General features: G+C 62.3%; 12 protein-coding genes. 8 read left to right on the forward strand and 4 right to left on the reverse strand.

Features of this window, described 5'->3' with window-relative positions:
- Window positions 1-42: 42 nt before the first annotated feature.
- The 3 genes from GJW30_RS16445 to dnaE all read right to left on the reverse strand — a co-directional run bounded on the left by GJW30_RS16445 (window position 43) and on the right by dnaE (window position 6,675).
- On the reverse strand, window positions 43-1,566 hold the full coding sequence (locus tag GJW30_RS16445) for a hypothetical protein (protein ID WP_096357238.1): 1,524 nt from the start codon (window positions 1,564-1,566) through the stop codon (window positions 43-45).
- 609 nt (window positions 1,567-2,175) lie between these two features.
- Window positions 2,176-3,132, reverse strand: a complete 957-nt coding sequence (locus GJW30_RS16455) for a DMT family transporter (RefSeq protein ID WP_096357242.1) — start codon at window positions 3,130-3,132, stop codon at window positions 2,176-2,178.
- 105 nt (window positions 3,133-3,237) lie between these two features.
- Complete coding sequence (gene dnaE / locus GJW30_RS16460; RefSeq protein WP_096357244.1) at window positions 3,238-6,675, reverse strand: DNA polymerase III subunit alpha; 3,438 nt, start codon at window positions 6,673-6,675, stop codon at window positions 3,238-3,240.
- Between the two features lie 244 nt (window positions 6,676-6,919).
- Here dnaE and GJW30_RS16465 point away from each other — a divergent pair, with 244 nt between their 5' ends.
- From GJW30_RS16465 to dprA, 5 genes are all read left to right on the forward strand, one after another.
- Entirely contained in the window at window positions 6,920-7,393 is a 474-nt protein-coding gene (locus tag GJW30_RS16465; protein WP_096358871.1) for a hypothetical protein, read from the forward strand.
- 402 nt (window positions 7,394-7,795) lie between these two features.
- On the forward strand, window positions 7,796-8,749 hold the full coding sequence (locus GJW30_RS16470) for an aspartate carbamoyltransferase catalytic subunit (protein WP_096357246.1): 954 nt from the start codon (window positions 7,796-7,798) through the stop codon (window positions 8,747-8,749).
- 17 nt (window positions 8,750-8,766) lie between these two features.
- Window positions 8,767-10,068: a dihydroorotase gene (locus tag GJW30_RS16475; RefSeq protein ID WP_096357248.1), complete on the forward strand. Its 1,302-nt coding sequence runs from the start codon at window positions 8,767-8,769 to the stop codon at window positions 10,066-10,068.
- Window positions 10,069-10,089: 21 nt separating this feature from the next.
- A complete protein-coding gene (gene plsY / locus GJW30_RS16480) occupies window positions 10,090-10,707 on the forward strand; it encodes a glycerol-3-phosphate 1-O-acyltransferase PlsY (protein ID WP_096357250.1) in 618 nt (205 codons plus the stop codon).
- Window positions 10,708-10,752: 45 nt separating this feature from the next.
- Window positions 10,753-11,877 carry a DNA-processing protein DprA gene (gene dprA, locus GJW30_RS16485; protein WP_096357252.1) on the forward strand — a complete coding sequence of 375 codons (1,125 nt, stop codon included), beginning with the start codon at window positions 10,753-10,755 and terminating at the stop codon, window positions 11,875-11,877.
- On the opposite strand, the gene GJW30_RS16490 is transcribed toward dprA, so the two are convergent.
- A complete protein-coding gene (locus GJW30_RS16490; RefSeq protein ID WP_096357254.1) occupies window positions 11,855-12,043 on the reverse strand; it encodes a hypothetical protein in 189 nt (62 codons plus the stop codon). The two genes, dprA and GJW30_RS16490, sit on opposite strands and share 23 nt — an antisense overlap.
- 248 nt (window positions 12,044-12,291) lie before the next feature.
- On the opposite strand from GJW30_RS16490, the gene topA reads away from it, so the two are divergent.
- From topA to GJW30_RS16505, 3 genes are read left to right on the forward strand one after another with little or no spacing between them, the layout of a single operon-like run.
- Complete coding sequence (gene topA, locus GJW30_RS16495) at window positions 12,292-14,973, forward strand: type I DNA topoisomerase (RefSeq protein ID WP_096357257.1); 2,682 nt, start codon at window positions 12,292-12,294, stop codon at window positions 14,971-14,973.
- 24 nt (window positions 14,974-14,997) lie between these two features.
- Window positions 14,998-17,310, forward strand: a complete 2,313-nt coding sequence (rnr, locus tag GJW30_RS16500) for a ribonuclease R (protein WP_096357259.1) — start codon at window positions 14,998-15,000, stop codon at window positions 17,308-17,310.
- Entirely contained in the window at window positions 17,279-17,731 is a 453-nt protein-coding gene (locus tag GJW30_RS16505; protein ID WP_347337720.1) for a DUF983 domain-containing protein, read from the forward strand. The genes rnr and GJW30_RS16505 overlap by 32 nt, the downstream gene beginning before the upstream one ends.
- Window position 17,732: the final 1 nt, after the last annotated feature.

The raw sequence follows: 17,732 nt of genomic DNA on the forward strand, positions 1-17,732 counted from the left end.
GTTGAGAGAAAGGCGGAGCCCACCGGGCCCCGCCTCGAGTGGCTAGATCAAACCTAGGCCGAGGCCCGGCTTGCCCACGTGGTCGAGATCAACAACCGACGTCACGCCTGGCAGCAGTCCATGGTCGATGCCGAGATCCGTAACCGTTGAGACGGCCGGCAGGTCTACCGGAAGGCCACTCGTGTTAGTCGTTCCCGTCAGAGAGCCAACCAGCGTATCCGCCAGACCGTTGCCGAGTGCCGGGATCGGCAATGCGCCATCGCCAAGGCCGAGGTTCGACAACGCGACATCGTTGTGCACGTCGTTGAGCGCACCGTTCACCGTCTGCGTGACGCCGTCGAGAACACCATGCGGATTCCCCGTTCCGGTCTGGCCGAGCCCGTCGACGATCACATTAACACCCGTAAGCGTCTGCGGAATGCCGATCGCCGGACCAGCCTCGTTCCCGAAATTATCCAGAGCCGTGTTGATGTTCCCGAGAATACCGTTCGGCGAGCCATTCATGCTCGTGCCCGACAGCACCGACTCGACGAGATTGCCGGTTGCGTTCAACGTCGTGTTGAGCTGCGCACCCGCATCAGTCAGGCTCGGCGTTGGGCCGCCGGACAGAATTTCGCCGGGAAGATTCAACACGTCGGTGACGAGATTGCCGCTGCCGTCGGAATTTGAGCCGATCTGCGTCAACACGTTCGTAACGTTGTCGACAAGACCCGCGGCTCCGCTCAACGGACCGCTGCCGTCTTGACCAAGGATGTGGCTCAAGTTGCCAATGTCGAGGCCGGAGCCGCCAAGGATGCCGCCGCCCTCGCCCGTAATGTTGAGGCCGAGCGGACCTGAACCAAGGTCGGTCGGGATCTGCGTGACGATATTGGTTGCCGCATCCAGAATGCCCGGCACATGACCGACAATATGATCGACCTCGCCAAGTACGTTGCCGCCAGACAAAGCCGTCATGGGCAGATCCAGAACATCAGTGACTAGATTGTCGTTTCCATTACCAACGAAACCAAGACCAACCGTTTCACCGGTCTCAGTTACGCCGTGCACCGTAAAGTTAGCGCCAGTCTCATGCACTGTGGTTTCGAGCAATTGATGGAAGTCCAAGACTGCGGCATTCGCCGTATCGGTCGCGGTTACATTACCCGCATTGCCGAGCGTATCCGTGATGTCGTTGACGAATGTGCCGACGTGTTGAACGGTCTGACCGATATTCGTCAGCGCGTCTGCCGCATTCCCGGAAACGTTGTTGAGACCAGTTGCTTCACCAGGCAGCAGCACGGCATCGGCAACGAGAGTGCGACCATTGTCGTGACCGACATCCGCGATGTTCTGACCGAGCTGAACGATGAGGTCGCCCGGATTTTCAAGGGAGGACGTCACCGCGGCAGCGCCATTGGTGCTGGTTTCGGAACCGTCAATAATAGACGTCAGCGAGAGAGGCGTGAGCGCGGCTAACTGCTGGACGATTTGGTCGGCTGCGATACCGCCGGGTTGCGAAAACAACGACTGCGAGCCGGCGAGGCCCTCAGTCGAACGCAGCAGGCCTTCTTTTGAAATCAACGCCATGACAAGTCTCCCTTGTTGGTTTTGTTGGAGCGTAGGCATGGGGGAGACGCCAATCGTGTTCGGTCAGTTCCTATTATTCAAGCAGGCCTCACAAGACGGACAAGATGAGATAAAGAGCATAATTGAAAATTGAATCAATAAACTATTTTACCTCAATTATTTCTGCGTAGCAGTTTGAAAAACGGATTTTAAAACCGTGATACCGCAAGCATTGTCGATTTGACGGCCCTGCGCGATGAGACGCAACGTATGCGAATTCGATTCGTACGCTGCCGGGCACAAGATCACGCCATGAGAATCATTCGCGTAAGCTTCATCGCTATCGTGCTCGCACTAACGGGATGCGCCGGTATCCCCGGCGGAACACCCCGCGCGATGGAACCGCAGATTTCGCAACCACCGCAGCGCGCATCTGCGCCACAGCGGCGCCGCGTCGCGCCCGAAGAGGAAAATCCGCCGGTCGCTCGCGCGGAGCGAACGCCACTCGCCGCCCCTGCAGAGGCAGCTCCAGCAATTGAAGAAGACGCTCAAACGGCGCGCGAGCGTCGCACCGATGAACGCGAGCAACAAATCAAGCGGCGCATGAACAGCATCTGCCAGGGTTGCTGACTATTGATTGAGCCGCTTCGCAGCTTTCTTTCTTTGATTATTTTCATAGTAGAGCATGAAGAGCCCGCATGCAGCGATAATGCCGGCGCCGGTCCACACGAAGATGTCAGGGAACTGGCCCCACACCGCAACACTCAGAATGGCCGCACCAATCAAGTTTAAATAATTAAAGGGGGCGACGAACGGGGCCGGCGCAATTTCGTAGGCGCGCACTAAAAAGAAGTGGCCGAAACCTCCGAAAAAACCGAGAGAGATGAACACCAAAGCGTCCCACCAGCTGACTGGGGTCACCCAAATGAATGGCAGCGGAATGCTCATCAACAAAAAGCCGACCATCGCGATATAGGTGATCGACGTTTCCGCCCGATCGAACGACGCGATCTTGCGGCTCATGATTTGGTAAAGCGCCGAGGCGAAAGCGCTCGCGAAGAACAACAAGGCAGCCGGCTCCATCCCTTCCGCGCCCGGCCGCACGATGATGATCGCGCCGACAAAGCCGACGATAACCGACATCCAGCGCACGGTGCCGACGCGTTCGCCGAGAATGACCGGCGCGAGCGCCGTGACGATAAACGGACCCGTGAATGAGATCGCGGTCGCTGTCGTCAGCGGCACGTACGGCAGCCCGCTCATGAAAATGACGGTCGAGATGCACAGCAACGCCGAGCGGAACAGCTGCATCCAGGGATGCGATGTCACAAGCAACCGCGTGCCGAGGCGCGGCACGAAGAACAGGAACATGTAGATGAAGTGGCCGGCGTAGCGCGCCCAGACGACTTCGATCACCGGGTAGTTCGGCGTCAGATACTTCGCCGCCGCATTGAGCAGCGGAATGAACGCTGCAGTCGCCAGCATGTACAGCACGGCGCGCGGCAGATCGTCTTTCGCGCCCTCGTTAGCCGGTGATGCCGGCCGCGCTTTGACGTCCTCGCTATTCGGATCGGGTGTGATTGCCACGTCGTGTTCCGGTTGGCGGAACGGCGTCTGGCTGCTCCCCGTCTCGTTCTAGAACGAGTCCATGAGGACGCGAAATGGGAGAGAAGGCGATGCTGCCCTGCGCGATCAAATCGCCTCGACCTGAATGACGCCCGGCACGGCCTTGATCGCTCCTGCGATCTGCGGCGATATCTTGAAGCGGCCCGGCAGCTTGATCTCGACCTCGGCCGCATCGAGAAGCAGCACCATCGAAACCTCGCCATCGCCGCGCACTTCGAGGCGGCGCGCGACGCTGTCGATCGGCGCTTGATCCCGCAGGAAGACTTTCAATCCGCGCTGCGTCTTCTCGGCAGCTTTGTCGAGCGGCTCGACGGCTTGAATGCGAACGCGCACGTCTTCGCCCTGCAGTTCGGCCGCGACGAACAACAGCACAGCGGCGCCCGGCTCAAGCAATTCGCGGAACTGCTGCAGGCCTTCGGAGAACAGCACGGCCTCGTAATGTCCGGTCGGGTCCGAGAGACCAATGATGCCCATCTTGTTGCCGGTCTTCGTTCGCCGCTCCTGCCGCGAGACGACAGTCGCCGCCACCCTGCCCGCCGTCGCGCCTGCCTTCACCTGACGCGCGAAATCGGCGTAGTTGGAAAGCTTCAGCCGCTTCATCACGCCCGTATAGTCGTCGAGCGGATGGCCGGTGAGGAAGAAGCCGATCGCCTCGTATTCCTTGCGCAGTCGCTCCGACGGCATCCATGGCTGCACGCGCGGGATCGGCAGAGCTTCCGGCATCGCAGCGCCACCGAACAGTTCGTTTTGCCCGCTCGTCGCCGACTCGTAGCTACGCTGCGCTTGCGCCATCATGGCGTCGACAGCCGCGTGAGCGCGCGCGCGATCCGGCTCGAGTTCGTCGAACGCACCTGCTGAGGCGAGACTTTCCAGCACGCGTTTGTTGATCGCCTTCGGCGATATCCGCGACGCGAAATCCGAGAGGTCGCGGAAGCGCCCTTTCGCACGCGCTGCGACGATCTGCTCGACCGCCTGCGCACCGACGCCTTTCAGCGCTGCGAGCGAATAACGGATCGCGCCGTCCTCGACGCTGAAATGGACGCCCGAGCGATTGATTGACGGCGGCGCCAGCTTGAGGCCGAGGCGCACGACCTCTGCGCGGTATTCCGCGAGCTTATCCGTGTTGTCCATCGCGAGCGTCATACACGCCGCCAGGAATTCGACCGGATAGTTCGCCTTCATATATGCCGTCTGGTACGAGACCAGCGCATACGCTGCCGCGTGGCTTTTGTTGAAGCCGTAGTCGGCGAAGCGCGCGAGCAGCTCGAAAATCGTATCGGCCAGCGGCGCATCGATGCCGCGCTCGACCGAGCCGGAGACGAAGCGCTCGCGCTGCGCCTCCATCTCCTTCTTGATCTTCTTGCCCATCGCGCGGCGCAGCAGATCGGCTTCGCCGAGCGAATAGCCCGCGAGCATCTGCGCGATCTGCATCACCTGCTCCTGATAGATGATGACGCCGAAAGTTTCTTTCAGCGCCTCCTCCATCTTCGGATGCAGATACTCCGACTCTTCCTCGCCGTGCTTGCGCGCGCAGTAGGTCGGAATGTTCGCCATCGGGCCCGGGCGATAGAGCGCGACCAGCGCAATAATGTCTTCCAAACGGTCAGGTTTCATGTCGAGCAGCGCGCGCCGCATGCCCTGACTTTCAACCTGGAACACGCCGACGGTCTCGCCGCGCGCCATCATCTCGTAGGCCTTCGCGTCGTCGAGCGGGATAGCCGTAAGATCGAGCTTGATGCCGCGATTAGCGACCAACTTCACGGCGACATCGAGGATCGTCAGCGTCGTGAGACCGAGGAAGTCGAACTTCACGAGACCGGCCGGCTCGACCCACTTCATGTTGAACTGCGTAACCGGCATGTCCGACTTCGGATCGCGGTACATCGGCACGAGTTCGCTCAAAGGACGATCGCCGATCACGATCCCGGCCGCGTGCGTCGATGCGTGACGATGCAAGCCTTCGAGCCGCAGCGCGATATTGAACGCTCGCGCAACCACGGGCTCCGCGTCGCGCGCCGCCTGCAGCTTCGGCTCTTCGTCGATCGCTTTCTTCAGCGTCACGGGCGCAGCAGGATTTTGCGGCACAAGCTTCGTAAGCTTGTCCACCTGTCCGTACGGCATTTCGAGCACGCGCCCGACGTCGCGCAGCACGCCGCGCGCCTGCAGCGTTCCGAACGTGATGATCTGCGCGACCTGGTCGCGGCCGTAGCGGTCCTGGACATAGCGAATGACTTCGTCACGCCGCCACTGACAGAAATCGATGTCGAAGTCCGGCATCGAGACGCGTTCCTCGTTGAGGAAGCGTTCGAACAGCAAGCCGAAGTGAATGGGATCAAGATCCGTGATCGTCAGAGCGTATGCTACGAGCGAGCCTGCACCTGAGCCACGGCCCGGCCCGACCGGAATGCCGTGCTCTTTCGCCCACTTGATGAAGTCCGCGACGATCAGGAAGTAGCCGGGAAACTTCATCCGTGTGATGACGCCGACTTCATAGTCGAGGCGCTTGTCGTAAACTTCGCGCTCGACGCCCGGCGACAAGCCATGCGCTCGGATCCGCCGCTCAAGACCTTCGACAGCTTGGCGACGCAGCTCAGCGGCCTCGGCGGCTTCCGCATCCGTGCCGACGTCCGACGTGAAGCGCGGGAGAATGGGCTTACGGGTCCGCGGGCGATACGAGCAGCGCTGCGCGATCTCGACCGTCGAGGCGAGCGCCTCCGGCAGATCCGCGAACAGCTTTTGCATTTCGGCGCGCGTCTTGAAGCGATGCTCCGACGTCATCTGTCGGCGGTCGGCTTCGGAAACCAAGCGGCCGTCCGCGATCGCAATCAGCGCGTCATGCGCCTCGTAATCGTCCTCGCGCGCGAAGAACGGCTCGTTGGTAGCAACCAGCGGCACACCTTTCTCGTAGGCAAGATCGACGAGCGCATTCTCAATGGCGCGCTGCCCCACCGCGCCGTGCCGCTGCAGCTCGATGTAATAGCGATCGCCGAACAACGACTGCAGCATCGCGGATCGTGCGGCGGCGCGTTCCGGCCGGCCGGCCGCGAATTCCATATCGAGCGCACCGGTAGCGCCGCCGCTGAGGACGATCAAACCGCTTGCCGCCGCGGCGAGCCAATCGGCGCGAATATGCGGCGACTGACCGGATGGCGTTTCAAGGAAGGCCCGCGAGGTCAGGCGGATGAGATGGCCGTAGCCCTCTTCCGTCGCGGCCAGCAGCACGATGCGCGGGTGCTTGACGTTCAAGCCACCCGGCATGCGCGGGTCGGCTTCCTGATCGCCGAAGTCGACCGAGATGTCGCAGCCGACGATCGGCTGGATGCCGCTGCCGGCCATCTTCTCGGAGAATTCGAGCGCCGCGAACATGTTGTTCGTGTCGGTCAGCGCCAGCGCGGGCTGCTTATCCGCCTTCGCCAGTTCCGCAAGTCGCGCGATCGATAGCGCGCCCTCCAGCAACGAGAACGAGGAATGGACGTGAAGGTGGACGAAGCCGGGGCTTTTCAACGGAATGTTCCTCGCCGCCTCGACTCGGCAGCTATCCGGCCGACGTTGCGGGATCGGCCCACCTCGTGTCTAGAATAAGCGGTCGGCGTGCCCCCGCGATTCACAGGTGGTGCCGAACTGGAACTGCGCGGTACTCCGTTCGGGCGCGCCTTATGCATCAGCGTTAACGCTGTCCTAACGGCCCGCTGGCTAACTTTTGCCCTGCTTCGGCGGCATGAAACCGGGAAACAAGCTCGAGACTGGGATGCGTCGCTCCAAGATCAACACCAAGATCACCAAGATCACTGCATTGACCGCTATTTTGGCTGCGCTGGCTGCTTCGCCCGCCGCTGCCGACTATCGAATCACGCGCGATCACGGCGGACTGGTCGAGCAGTACAAAGAGAAGTACGAGCGCATCAAAGCCAAAGGCGAGCGCGTCATCATCGACGGCATCTGCAATTCGGCCTGCACGCTCGTATTCGGCATCGTCCCGCTCAACAAGATCTGCGTCACGCCGCGGGCCAGCATCGGGGTCCACGAGGCTTATCTTGATAAGCGCTGGACCGGAGGTGTCCGCATCGCGAGCTCGTCCGGCACGGCCGATCTGATGTCCTACTATCCGCCGACCCTGAAGCAGTGGATTGCCCGCAACGGCGGTCTCACCCCCCAGATGAAGAAGCTCAAGAATGGAGTCCCGCTGTGGGAGGTCATCGACCCCTGCCCGGACGAGTTCTAGAGTTTTATCGTTTTCGGTGAATAGCTTAGACTTAGACCGCCGGCTAAATCGCCGGCGCAAATGGTCACGCGCTTAGAGTGCGGAAATGACCTGGGCCCATACGGCAACCATGCCGAGGAACAGAGCGATCGAGGTCAGGGCGGCAGCTTCTTCAACGACGGCACGCAACATGGCTGAACTCCACATAGGGAACATATGCAGAACATTGTTCCAGTTTTGTTCTAAAAGTCAATCGCGCCGGAGACCGCTGCTGACTCCGTTGTGGCACTAGCCCCGTTCTCGGTCTGTCCTTCTCTCGCTGCTCGTCGGCCACTTCCCATCAACCTCAATCGCGAAGAGGTGTGTATCGCCGCCCATTCGGCCTTGCGGCTCAATGGGGTGGCGCCTATAGACACGGCTTTAATGAACCAGACAGCGAAAACGTCGTTCGTCCTCAGCCAGCGCCACCTGCTGGGGATTGAAAATCTCACGCCGCAAGACGTCATTGGCCTCCTCGATCTCGCCGAGGAATTTGTCGAACTCAATCGCCAGATCGACAAGAAGCGCACCACGCTTCGCGGCCGCACGCTCATCAACCTCTTCTTCGAAGCGTCGACCCGAACGCAGTCGTCGTTCGAGCTCGCCGGCAAGCGCCTTGGCGCCGACGTCATGAACATGTCGGTCGCTTCGTCGTCGGTGAAGAAGGGCGAAACCGTCGTCGACACCGCGATGACGCTCAACGCCATGCACCCTGACCTCCTGGTCGTGCGGCATCACGCGTCTGGCGCGGTCGATCTGCTCTCGCAGAAGGTCGATTGCGCGGTCGTCAACGCCGGCGACGGCGCGCACGAACATCCGACGCAAGCGCTGCTCGACGCACTTACGATCCGCCGCAACAAGAAACGCATCGAAGGCCTCACGGTTGCGATCTGCGGCGACATCCTTCATTCGCGCGTCGCCCGCTCGAACATCATCCTGCTCAACATGATGGGCGCGCGCGTGCGCCTCGTCGCACCGACGACGCTGCTGCCGCCGGGTGTGGATCGCTACGGCGTCGAAGTCGCGCGCGACATGCGCGAAGGTCTCGCCGGCGCCGACATCGTGATGATGCTTCGCCTGCAGCGCGAGCGCATGAACGGCTCCTTCATCCCGTCGACGCAGGAATACTTCCACTTCTACGGTCTCGATCAGGCGAAACTGCGTTACGCCAAGCCCGACGCGCTCGTCATGCATCCGGGCCCAATGAACCGTGGTGTCGAGATCGACTCGGCCGTTGCGGACGGCGCGCAGTCGCTCATCCGCCAACAGGTCGAGATGGGCGTAGCGGTGCGCATGGCGGTGCTCGAAGTGCTGTCGCGGAATTTGCCGAATGCGTAATTTGTTCGGAACTCGCCATGCTGCATGATCCCCGCCCTATCCTTCTCGCCAACGCGCGGATCGTCGACCCTTCGCGCGATCTCGATATGCGCGGCGATCTGCTCATCGCTGACGGCGTCGTCCGCGACACCAAGTCGGGCATTCGCGCTTCCGGTGTGCCGCAAGGCACCGAGGTCATCGACTGCAGCGGTAAAGTCGTCGCGCCCGGGCTCGTCGATACTTGGGCCTTCATCGGCGAACCCGGTGCCGAATATCGCGAGACGTTGGCCACCGCGAGCCAGGCCGCCGCGGCCGGCGGCGTCACAACGATCGTCTGTCGCCCAGACACATCGCCGACGATCGACGATCCGGCGACCGTCGACTTCGTGCTGCGTCGCGCGCGCGACACTGCGATCGTCAACGTGCAGCCGATGGGCGCGATGACCAAGGGCCTCAAGGGCACGGAGCTCGCCGAACTCGGTTTGCTCAAGGCGGCAGGTGCGGTGGCTTTCACAAACGCAGCAACGAGCGTGGCGAACGCCCAAGTCATGCGCCGCGCCATGATGTATGCGCGCGACTTCGACTCATTGATCGTGCATCACACCGAAGACACCGATCTTGTCGGTCCGGGCGTGATGAACGAAGGCGAACTCGCCACACGCCTCGGGCTGATGGGCATCCCGAAAGCCGCCGAGACCATTATGCTTGAACGCGACATCCGCCTCGTGTCGTCGACAGGTGGCCGCTACCACGCGGCTTCGATCTCGTGCGGCGAGTCGCTCGATGTGCTCGAACGCGCCAAGCAGTCGGGCCTCAAGGTTTCGGCTGCAGCCTCGATCAATCACCTCACGCTGAACGAGAACGACATCGGCGCTTACCGTACATTCTGCAAACTCTCGCCGCCGCTGCGTGGCGAGCCGGACCGGCAGCGTCTTGTCTCAGCCCTATCGTCCGGCCTCCTCGACGTCATCATGTCGGACCACGACCCGCACGACGTCGAGACGAAGCGCCTCCCCTTTGCCGAAGCCGAGCCGGGTGCCGTCGGAATCGAGACAATGCTCGTGACCGGCCTTCGCCTTGTTCACAGCGGCGAAATCCCGCTGATGACGCTTCTCCGCGCGATGTCGACGCGCCCCGCGGAGCTGTTCGGTCTCCCGGCAGGATCGCTCAAAGCCGGCTCGCGCGCCGACGTGATCGTGCTCGATCTCGACTATCCTTGGGTGCTCGACCCGACGACGCTGAAATCCAAGTGCAAAAATACGCCGTTCGACGAAGCGCGCTTGCAAGGCCGCGTCACGCGGACGATTGTCGGCGGGCGCACGGTTTTCGAAAACACATAAGACGCCGCGCGGGAGGCGCCGATGTCGAGTCTGTTGAATTCTCCGCTCGCTCTGTCCGACATCCTGCTCGTCCTGCTGGGCGGATACTTTTGCGGATCGATCCCGTTCGGGCTCATCCTCGCAAAACTCGGCGGCGCAGGCGATGTGCGCTCGATCGGCTCCGGCAATATCGGCGCGACCAACGTGCTTCGCACCGGCCGCAAAGGCCTCGCCGCCGCGACGCTGCTTTGCGACATCCTCAAGGGCACGGCCGCGGTCCTGATTTTTGGATACTTCTTCGGCCGCGACGGTGGCATCTTCGCGGGCCTCGGCGCGTTCCTCGGTCACCTTTTCCCGGTCTGGTTGAATTTCAAAGGCGGCAAAGGTGTCGCGACCTACATCGGCGTGTTGCTCGGCCTGTCGTGGATGGCGTTGATCGCTTACGCGGTTGTGTGGTTCGCGGTTGCAGCCGCAACACGCTTCTCGTCGCTCGCTGCACTCATTGCATGCGCTGTAACGCCTCTCGTCCTCTGGTGGTTGGGCTTGCCGCGCGAGGCCGTCATGTTCGCCGTCATGACGGTGCTGGTCTTCATCATGCATCGCGCCAACATCCAGCGCTTGCTGTCCGGCACCGAAAGTAAAATCGGCCAGAAGGCTTGATCGCGACGCCTGCGTCGCAGACAATATCCGGCATTAGAGTGCCGGATGATTTCAGACGAACGTCCCCGAGGAATTGCCCTCACTGATGCGCAGCGGCTCGACTGGCTGCGCCTGATCCGCAGCCAGAATGTCGGCCCCCGCACCTTTCGCGATTTGATCAATCATTTCGGCAGTGCGCGCGCGGCGCTCGCAGCATTGCCGACTTTGGCCGGCCGCGGCGGCGCGCGCCGCTCGACGCAGATCTGCAGCATCGCGGACGCAGAAGATGAGATTGCTGCTGTGCGTCGGCTCGGCGCGGTCTTTGTCGCTCAGGGCGAGCCCGACTATCCGTGGCGTCTCGCACAGATCGCCGACGCCCCGCCGCTTCTCGCGGTCCGCGGCCGCATCGAAACTCTACGCGCACCGATGGTCGCGATTGTCGGCTCGCGCAATGCGTCAGGCGCCGGAATGAAATTTGCCGAAGTCCTCGCGCGGCAACTCTCCGACCATGGCTATGTCATCGTTTCGGGCTTAGCGCGCGGGATCGACACCGCCGCGCATCGCGCGAGTCTAGGCACCGCAACAGTCGCGGTGCTCGCCGGCGGTCTCAGTCACATCTACCCGCCGGAAAATGTGCCGCTGCTCGAACGCCTCATCGAGCGCGGCGCGGGCATCACCGAAATGCCGTTCGGCTGGGAGCCGCGTGCGCGCGATTTTCCGCGACGCAATCGCCTGATCTCAGGCTTGTCGGTCGGTCTCGTCGTCGTCGAAGCGGCGGCGAGATCCGGTTCGTTGATCACCGCGCGCCTTGCCGCCGAACAAGGTCGCGAGGTTTTCGCCGTGCCGGGATCGCCGCTCGATCCGCGCGCCGAGGGAACCAATCAACTCATCAAACAAGGCGCCGCTCTGGTGACATGCGCCGACGACATCATCAGTGTGCTCGAGCCGATCCTCGGATCCCCGCCGCCGGAGATCGCCGAGCCTGCGCCGGACGAACCGCTCGACGAACCGGCTGTCGACGAGCGCGCGCGCATTCTTCAGCTGCTTGGGCCTTCGCCAACCAGCTTGGACGATCTTGTCAGGCTGTCGGGCAGCCGCCCGGCCGTTGTCCGAATGGTCATACTGGAACTTGAGCTCGCGGGCCGCTTAGAGCGGCACGGGAATGCTCTTATTTCCGTTCCGACGCATTGATCCCGGCAAGTTGATCGGCCTCGAGCGCTGCCATATCCAGAAGATACGTCAGCGAATCGAAGCGATGCCGCCTGGTTATCGCGGAAAGCTCTTTGACCTGATCGGCGACATGGCGTGCCGCTATGATCCGATCTTGAATAATCGTTATTCTCGGAATCGATTGCATGAAATGGCCTACAAGTATGATGGGCCTGCCGAAATGGCTGCCATTCACAAGTCTAATACGTGCACGAATTTATGCGTACAACCGAGAGATGTATTTTCGCGTTGGGCGTTCATTTATTGACTCTTTCTCCTGTCCAAAGACGCCGAATTTGACAGGACGAGGCGAAATACCCATGTTCCGCCCGCTCCTTCGATGGCGAAAATCGCCTGGAGCCTCTCTCCTTCATACAGATCGAGCACTAACAGGGCATGAAAGTCGTCGTCGTCGAATCCCCGGCTAAGGCCAAGACAATCAACAAGTATCTTGGCTCTGGCTACGAGGTCATGGCGTCGTTTGGCCATGTCCGCGACCTGCCCGCAAAGGACGGTTCCGTCGATCCGGAGAAGGACTTCGCCATGCTCTGGGAGGTCGACGCCAAGTCCAACAAGCGCCTCAGCGATATCGCCAATGCGGTCAAGAACGCGGACGGTTTGATTCTCGCAACCGACCCGGATCGCGAGGGAGAAGCCATTTCGTGGCACGTTTTGGAGGTTTTACGCCAAAAGAAGGCGCTGAAATCACAACCTGTAGAACGTGTCGTTTTCAACGCGATCACCAAGCAGTCGGTGACCGAAGCGATGAAGCATCCGCGCCAAATCGATTCGGCGCTGGTTGATGCATACCTCGCGCGACGCGCGCTCGATTACCTCGTTGGCTTCACGCTCTCGCCCGTGCTCTGGCGCAAATTGCCGGGCGCGCGCTCGGCCGGCCGCGTGCAGTCGGTCGCCTTGCGTCTCGTCTGCGATCGCGAGATGGACATCGAAAAATTCATCGCGCAGGAATTCTGGTCTCTCGTCGCGACGCTCGCGACACCGCGCAACGACACGTTCGAAGCGCGCCTCGTCGGCGCCGACGGAAAGAAAATTCAGCGCCTAGACATCGGCAAAGGCGCAGAAGCTCAAGCGTTCAAGCGCGATCTCGAAAGCGCACAGTTCCGCGTCGCCTCCGTCGAAGCAAAACCGGGCCGGCGCAATCCGCCGCCGCCGTTCACGACCTCGACGCTACAGCAGGAAGCGAGCCGCAAGCTCGGCCTCGCGCCCGCGCAGACCATGCGCGTCGCACAGCGCCTCTACGAAGGCACCGACATCGGCGGCGAGACCGTCGGTCTCATTACCTATATGCGAACTGACGGCGTGCAGATGGCGGACGAAGCCATCCAGCAAGCCCGCAGCGTGATCGGCCAGGACTACGGCGCGAAATACGTGCCCTCCGCCGCGCGCCAGTATCAGACGAAAGCGAAGAACGCGCAGGAAGCGCACGAAGCGATCCGCCCGACCGATCTTTCGCGCCGCCCGAAGCAGGTCGCGAAATATCTCGATGCCGAACAGGCGAAGGTCTACGAGCTCGTCTGGTTGCGTGCGATGGCATCGCAGATGGAGTCGGCCGAACTCGAACGCACGACGGTCGAGATCGAAGCCAAGGTCGGCGCGCGCAAGCTCGACTTGCGTGCTACCGGCACCGTGATCCAATTCGACGGCTTCCTCGCGCTCTATCAGGAAGGCGAGGACGACGCGGCCGACGACGACGAGTCGAAGCGCCTCCCCGCGATGAGCAGCGGCGAAGCGCTCGCGAAGCGCGAGATCAAGGCGACGCAGCATTTCACCGAGCCACCGCCGCGTTTCTCCGAAGCATCGCTCGTCAAGCGCATGGAAGAACTCGGCATCGGCCGGCCGTCGACCTACGCGTCGATCCTTCAGGTGCTCAAAGATCGCTCTTACGTTCGCCTCGACAAGCGCCGCTTGTACGCTGAGGACAAAGGCCGCCTCGTTATCGCGTTCCTCGAAAGCTTCTTCGCGCGCTACGTCGAATACGACTTCACAGCCTCGCTCGAAGAGCAGCTCGATCGCGTGTCGAACAACGAACTCGACTGGAAGCAAGTCCTCCGCGACTTCTGGACCAACTTCACGGGCGCGATCGACGAGACGAAAGAACTCCGCATCACCGACGTGCTCAACGCACTCGACGAGATGCTGGGGCCGCACGTCTTCCCGCCCAAGGAAGACGGCAGCGATCCCCGCCTCTGCCCGACCTGCGGCACCGGCCGCCTGAACATCAAGCTCGGCCGCTTCGGAGCGTTCGTCGGCTGCTCGAATTACCCCGAATGCAAATACACTCGGACTTTCTCGGCGAGCGACGAAGGCGGCGACTCCGGCACCAAGATCCTCGGCACCGACCCCGAGTCGGGCCTGGACGTCACGCTGCGCTCCGGCCGCTTCGGACCGTATCTGCAGCTCGGCGAAGGCGGCGACGGCGAGAAGCCGAAGCGCTCCAGCATTCCGAAAGGCACCGACCCGCAGTCGGTCGAACTCGAGCAGGCACTCGCGCTGCTCTCACTGCCGCGCGAAGTCGGCAAGCATCCGGAAGACGGCGAACCGATCATGGCCAATATCGGCCGCTTCGGTCCTTACGTGCAGCACATCAAGACCTACGCGAATCTCGACAAGGGCGAGGACGTGCTCACCATCGGTCTCAACCGCGCGGTCGCGCTGATCGCCGACAAGATCGCCAATCCGGGCCGCGGCCGTCAGCAGGCGGATCCCGGCAAGCCGGTCGGCGATCATCCGAGCGGCGGCGTCATCACGGTGAAGAACGGCCGCTACGGACCTTACGTCACGCACGACGGCGTCAACGCGACGCTGACGGCTGGCAAGACGCCGGAGACGATCACGCTCGATGAAGCCATTGCGCTGATCGACGCGCGCGCGGCAGCGGGCGGCGGCAAGAAGAAAAAAGCCGCACCGAAGAAGAAGGCTGCGCCGAAGGCGAAAGCCGCGAAGGCTGACGATGCGGTTGATGGCGAGAAGCCGAAAGCCAAAGCTCCGGGGAAGAAGAAAGCGCCGGTCAAGAAAGCCGCCGCGAAGAAGCCTGCCGCCAAGAAGGCCGCGAAGTAATGCGTGCGGCCATCGCGAGGCCGCGTGGCTAAGCGGCCGCCGCACATTCCGTCGAAGCAGGAACTGCTCGCGTTCATCAACGAGCAGAAGGGCAAGGTCGGCACGCGCGAGATCGCGCTGGCCTTCGGCCTCAAGAACGCCGATCGCGTCACGCTCAAGCAAATGCTGCGTGACCTCAAAGACGAAGGCGCGGTCGAATCGCGCCGCAAGAAAATCACCCGTTCCGGCACATTGCCGACGACATTGATCGCAGACGTCACGCACCGTGACAGCGACGGCGAACTGATGGCGCGCCCGCTCGAGTGGGACACCGAAGCCAATGGCGAGGCGCCGGTCATCCGCCTCTATCTTCCGCGCCGCACACGCCCCTCGGAAACCCCCGGCATCGGCGACCGCGCCCTGCTCCGTATCGAACCAAACCGCGATGCCGAAGACGATGCGGCTTACACGGGCCGCGTCATCAAGCTGCTCGATCGCGCACGCGCGCGCATGCTCGGCGTCTTCCGCGCAAGCCCGAATGGCGGCGGCCGTCTCGTGCCGGTCGACAAGAAACAGCTCGGCCGCGAGCTGATGATCCCGCCCGGCGCGACGATGGACGCGAAGGACGGCGATCTCGTCGCGGTCGACCTTCCGCAACATGCGCGCGGTGGGCGCCCGCAGGCACGCGTCAACGAACTGCTCGGCTCGATCGCCAGCGAGAAGGCCATCAGCCTCATCGCGATCCAGACCCACAGCATCCCGAGCGTGTTTCCGCGCGAAGTCATCGCGGAAGCCGAAGCCGCGAAACCCGCGACGCTCTCAGGCGGCCGCGAAGATTGGCGCAAGCTACCGCTCATCACCATCGATCCGGCTGACGCGAAGGATCACGACGACGCGGTCCACGCCGAGCCCGACGACAATCCGGACAATCGTGGCGGCTTCATCGTCACAGTCGCGATCGCGGACGTTGCGCACTACGTCACACCCGGCAGCGCGCTCGATCGCGAAGCGCTCGTGCGCGGCAATTCGGTCTACTTCCCGGATCGCGTCGTCCCGATGCTGCCGGAACGCATCTCGAACGATCTCTGCTCGTTGCGTCCGCGCGAGGATCGCGCAGCGCTCGCCGTGCGCATGGTGATCGGCGCTGACGGCCGCAAGCGCTCGCATCGCTTCCACCGCATCTTGATGCGTTCGGAAGCAAAACTCGCTTACACGCAAGCGCAAGCCGCCATCGACGGCAAGCCGGACGACACCACGGGCCCCTTACTTGAGCCGATCCTCAAGCCGTTGTGGGCGGCGTATGCGGCGGTGAAGAAAGCGCGCGACGTGCGCGGCCCGCTCGATCTCGATCTCCCCGAACGCAAGATCATCCTTAAGCCCGACGGCAGCGTCGATCGCGTGACGACGCCGGATCGTCTCGACGCGCACAAGCTGATCGAGGAGTTCATGATCCTCGCCAACGTTGCGGCAGCCGAGTCACTCGAGCAGCAGCGCGTGCCGCTCGTCTATCGCTCACACGATGAGCCTTCGCTCGAGAAGGTCGAGTCGCTGCGCGAGTTTCTAGCCAGCATCGGCGGCAAGCTCCCGAAGGGCATCGTGCTCAAGCCCGCGCTGTTCAACGACATCCTGCATCGCTTCAAGGAAACCGAGCACGCGCAACTGCTCAACGAGGTCGTGCTGCGCAGTCAGTCGCAAGCCGAATACACAGCCGACAATATCGGCCACTTCGGTCTCTCGCTGCGCCGCTACGCGCATTTCACCTCGCCCATTCGCCGCTATGCTGACTTGATCGTGCACCGCGCGCTCATCCGCGCCTTCCGTTTGGGCGACGGCGCGCAGCCTGACAACACGACGCACGCGATGCTCGCCGAGATCGGCCAGCGCATTTCGGCCGCCGAGCGCCGCGCGATGAAAGCCGAGCGCGAAACCGTCGATCGCCTCATCGCGCATTTCCTCGCCGACCGCGTCGGCCTATCGTTTGAAGGCCGCATCTCCGGGACGACGCGCTCCGGCCTGTTCGTCAAACTCGATGAGACCGGCGCCGACGGCTTCGTGCCGGCCGCAACGCTCGGCCGCGATTATTACCGCTACGAGGAAAATCTCCACGCACTGATCGGCCAAGCCACGGGCGAGACTTTCCGTCTCGGTGATCGCGTGCGCGTCAAACTCGTCGAGGCTGCGCCGATCGCCGGCGCATTGCGTTTTGAAATGATGTCGGAAGGTGGCCGACAACCGCCCCGTAGCCTTCGCATGAAAGGCCCGCGCTCCAAGGGGGGACAGAAACACCCCGCACGCGCTAAGAAGGCCGGCAAGAAGGGAAGCAGCGGTGGAAAGCGAAAGTCCAAAAAGCGGCATTGAATGGACGCAGTCGCGTCTGCCGCCGCGCGATCTGAAGAAAGCGATGCTGCGCGGCCTCTTCGGCCGCTGCCCGAACTGCGGCAAAGGCGCGATGTTTCGCGCCTTCCTGAAGGTCAACGACAACTGCCCAGTCTGCAACGAAGCGCTGCACCACCAGCGCGCCGACGATGCGCCGCCCTACTTCGTCATGCTTATCGTCGGTCACGTGATCGTCCCAATAGTGCTCGCGGTCGAGCTTGCGTTCCATCCGGCCTATTGGGTGCACGCCGTACTCTGGGCACCGCTCGCGATCGCGATGACGCTGATCCTGTTGACGCCCGTGAAGGGCGTGATCATCGCGGTGCAGTGGGCGAACTACATGCACGGCTTCGACCCGCGCGGCGATGCCGAAGACCAACTTCTAAAAACAAGAAAGCTCTAGC

It is taken from the genome of Variibacter gotjawalensis, from assembly GCF_002355335.1.
Classification (GTDB): Bacteria; Pseudomonadota; Alphaproteobacteria; order Rhizobiales; family Xanthobacteraceae; genus Variibacter; species Variibacter gotjawalensis.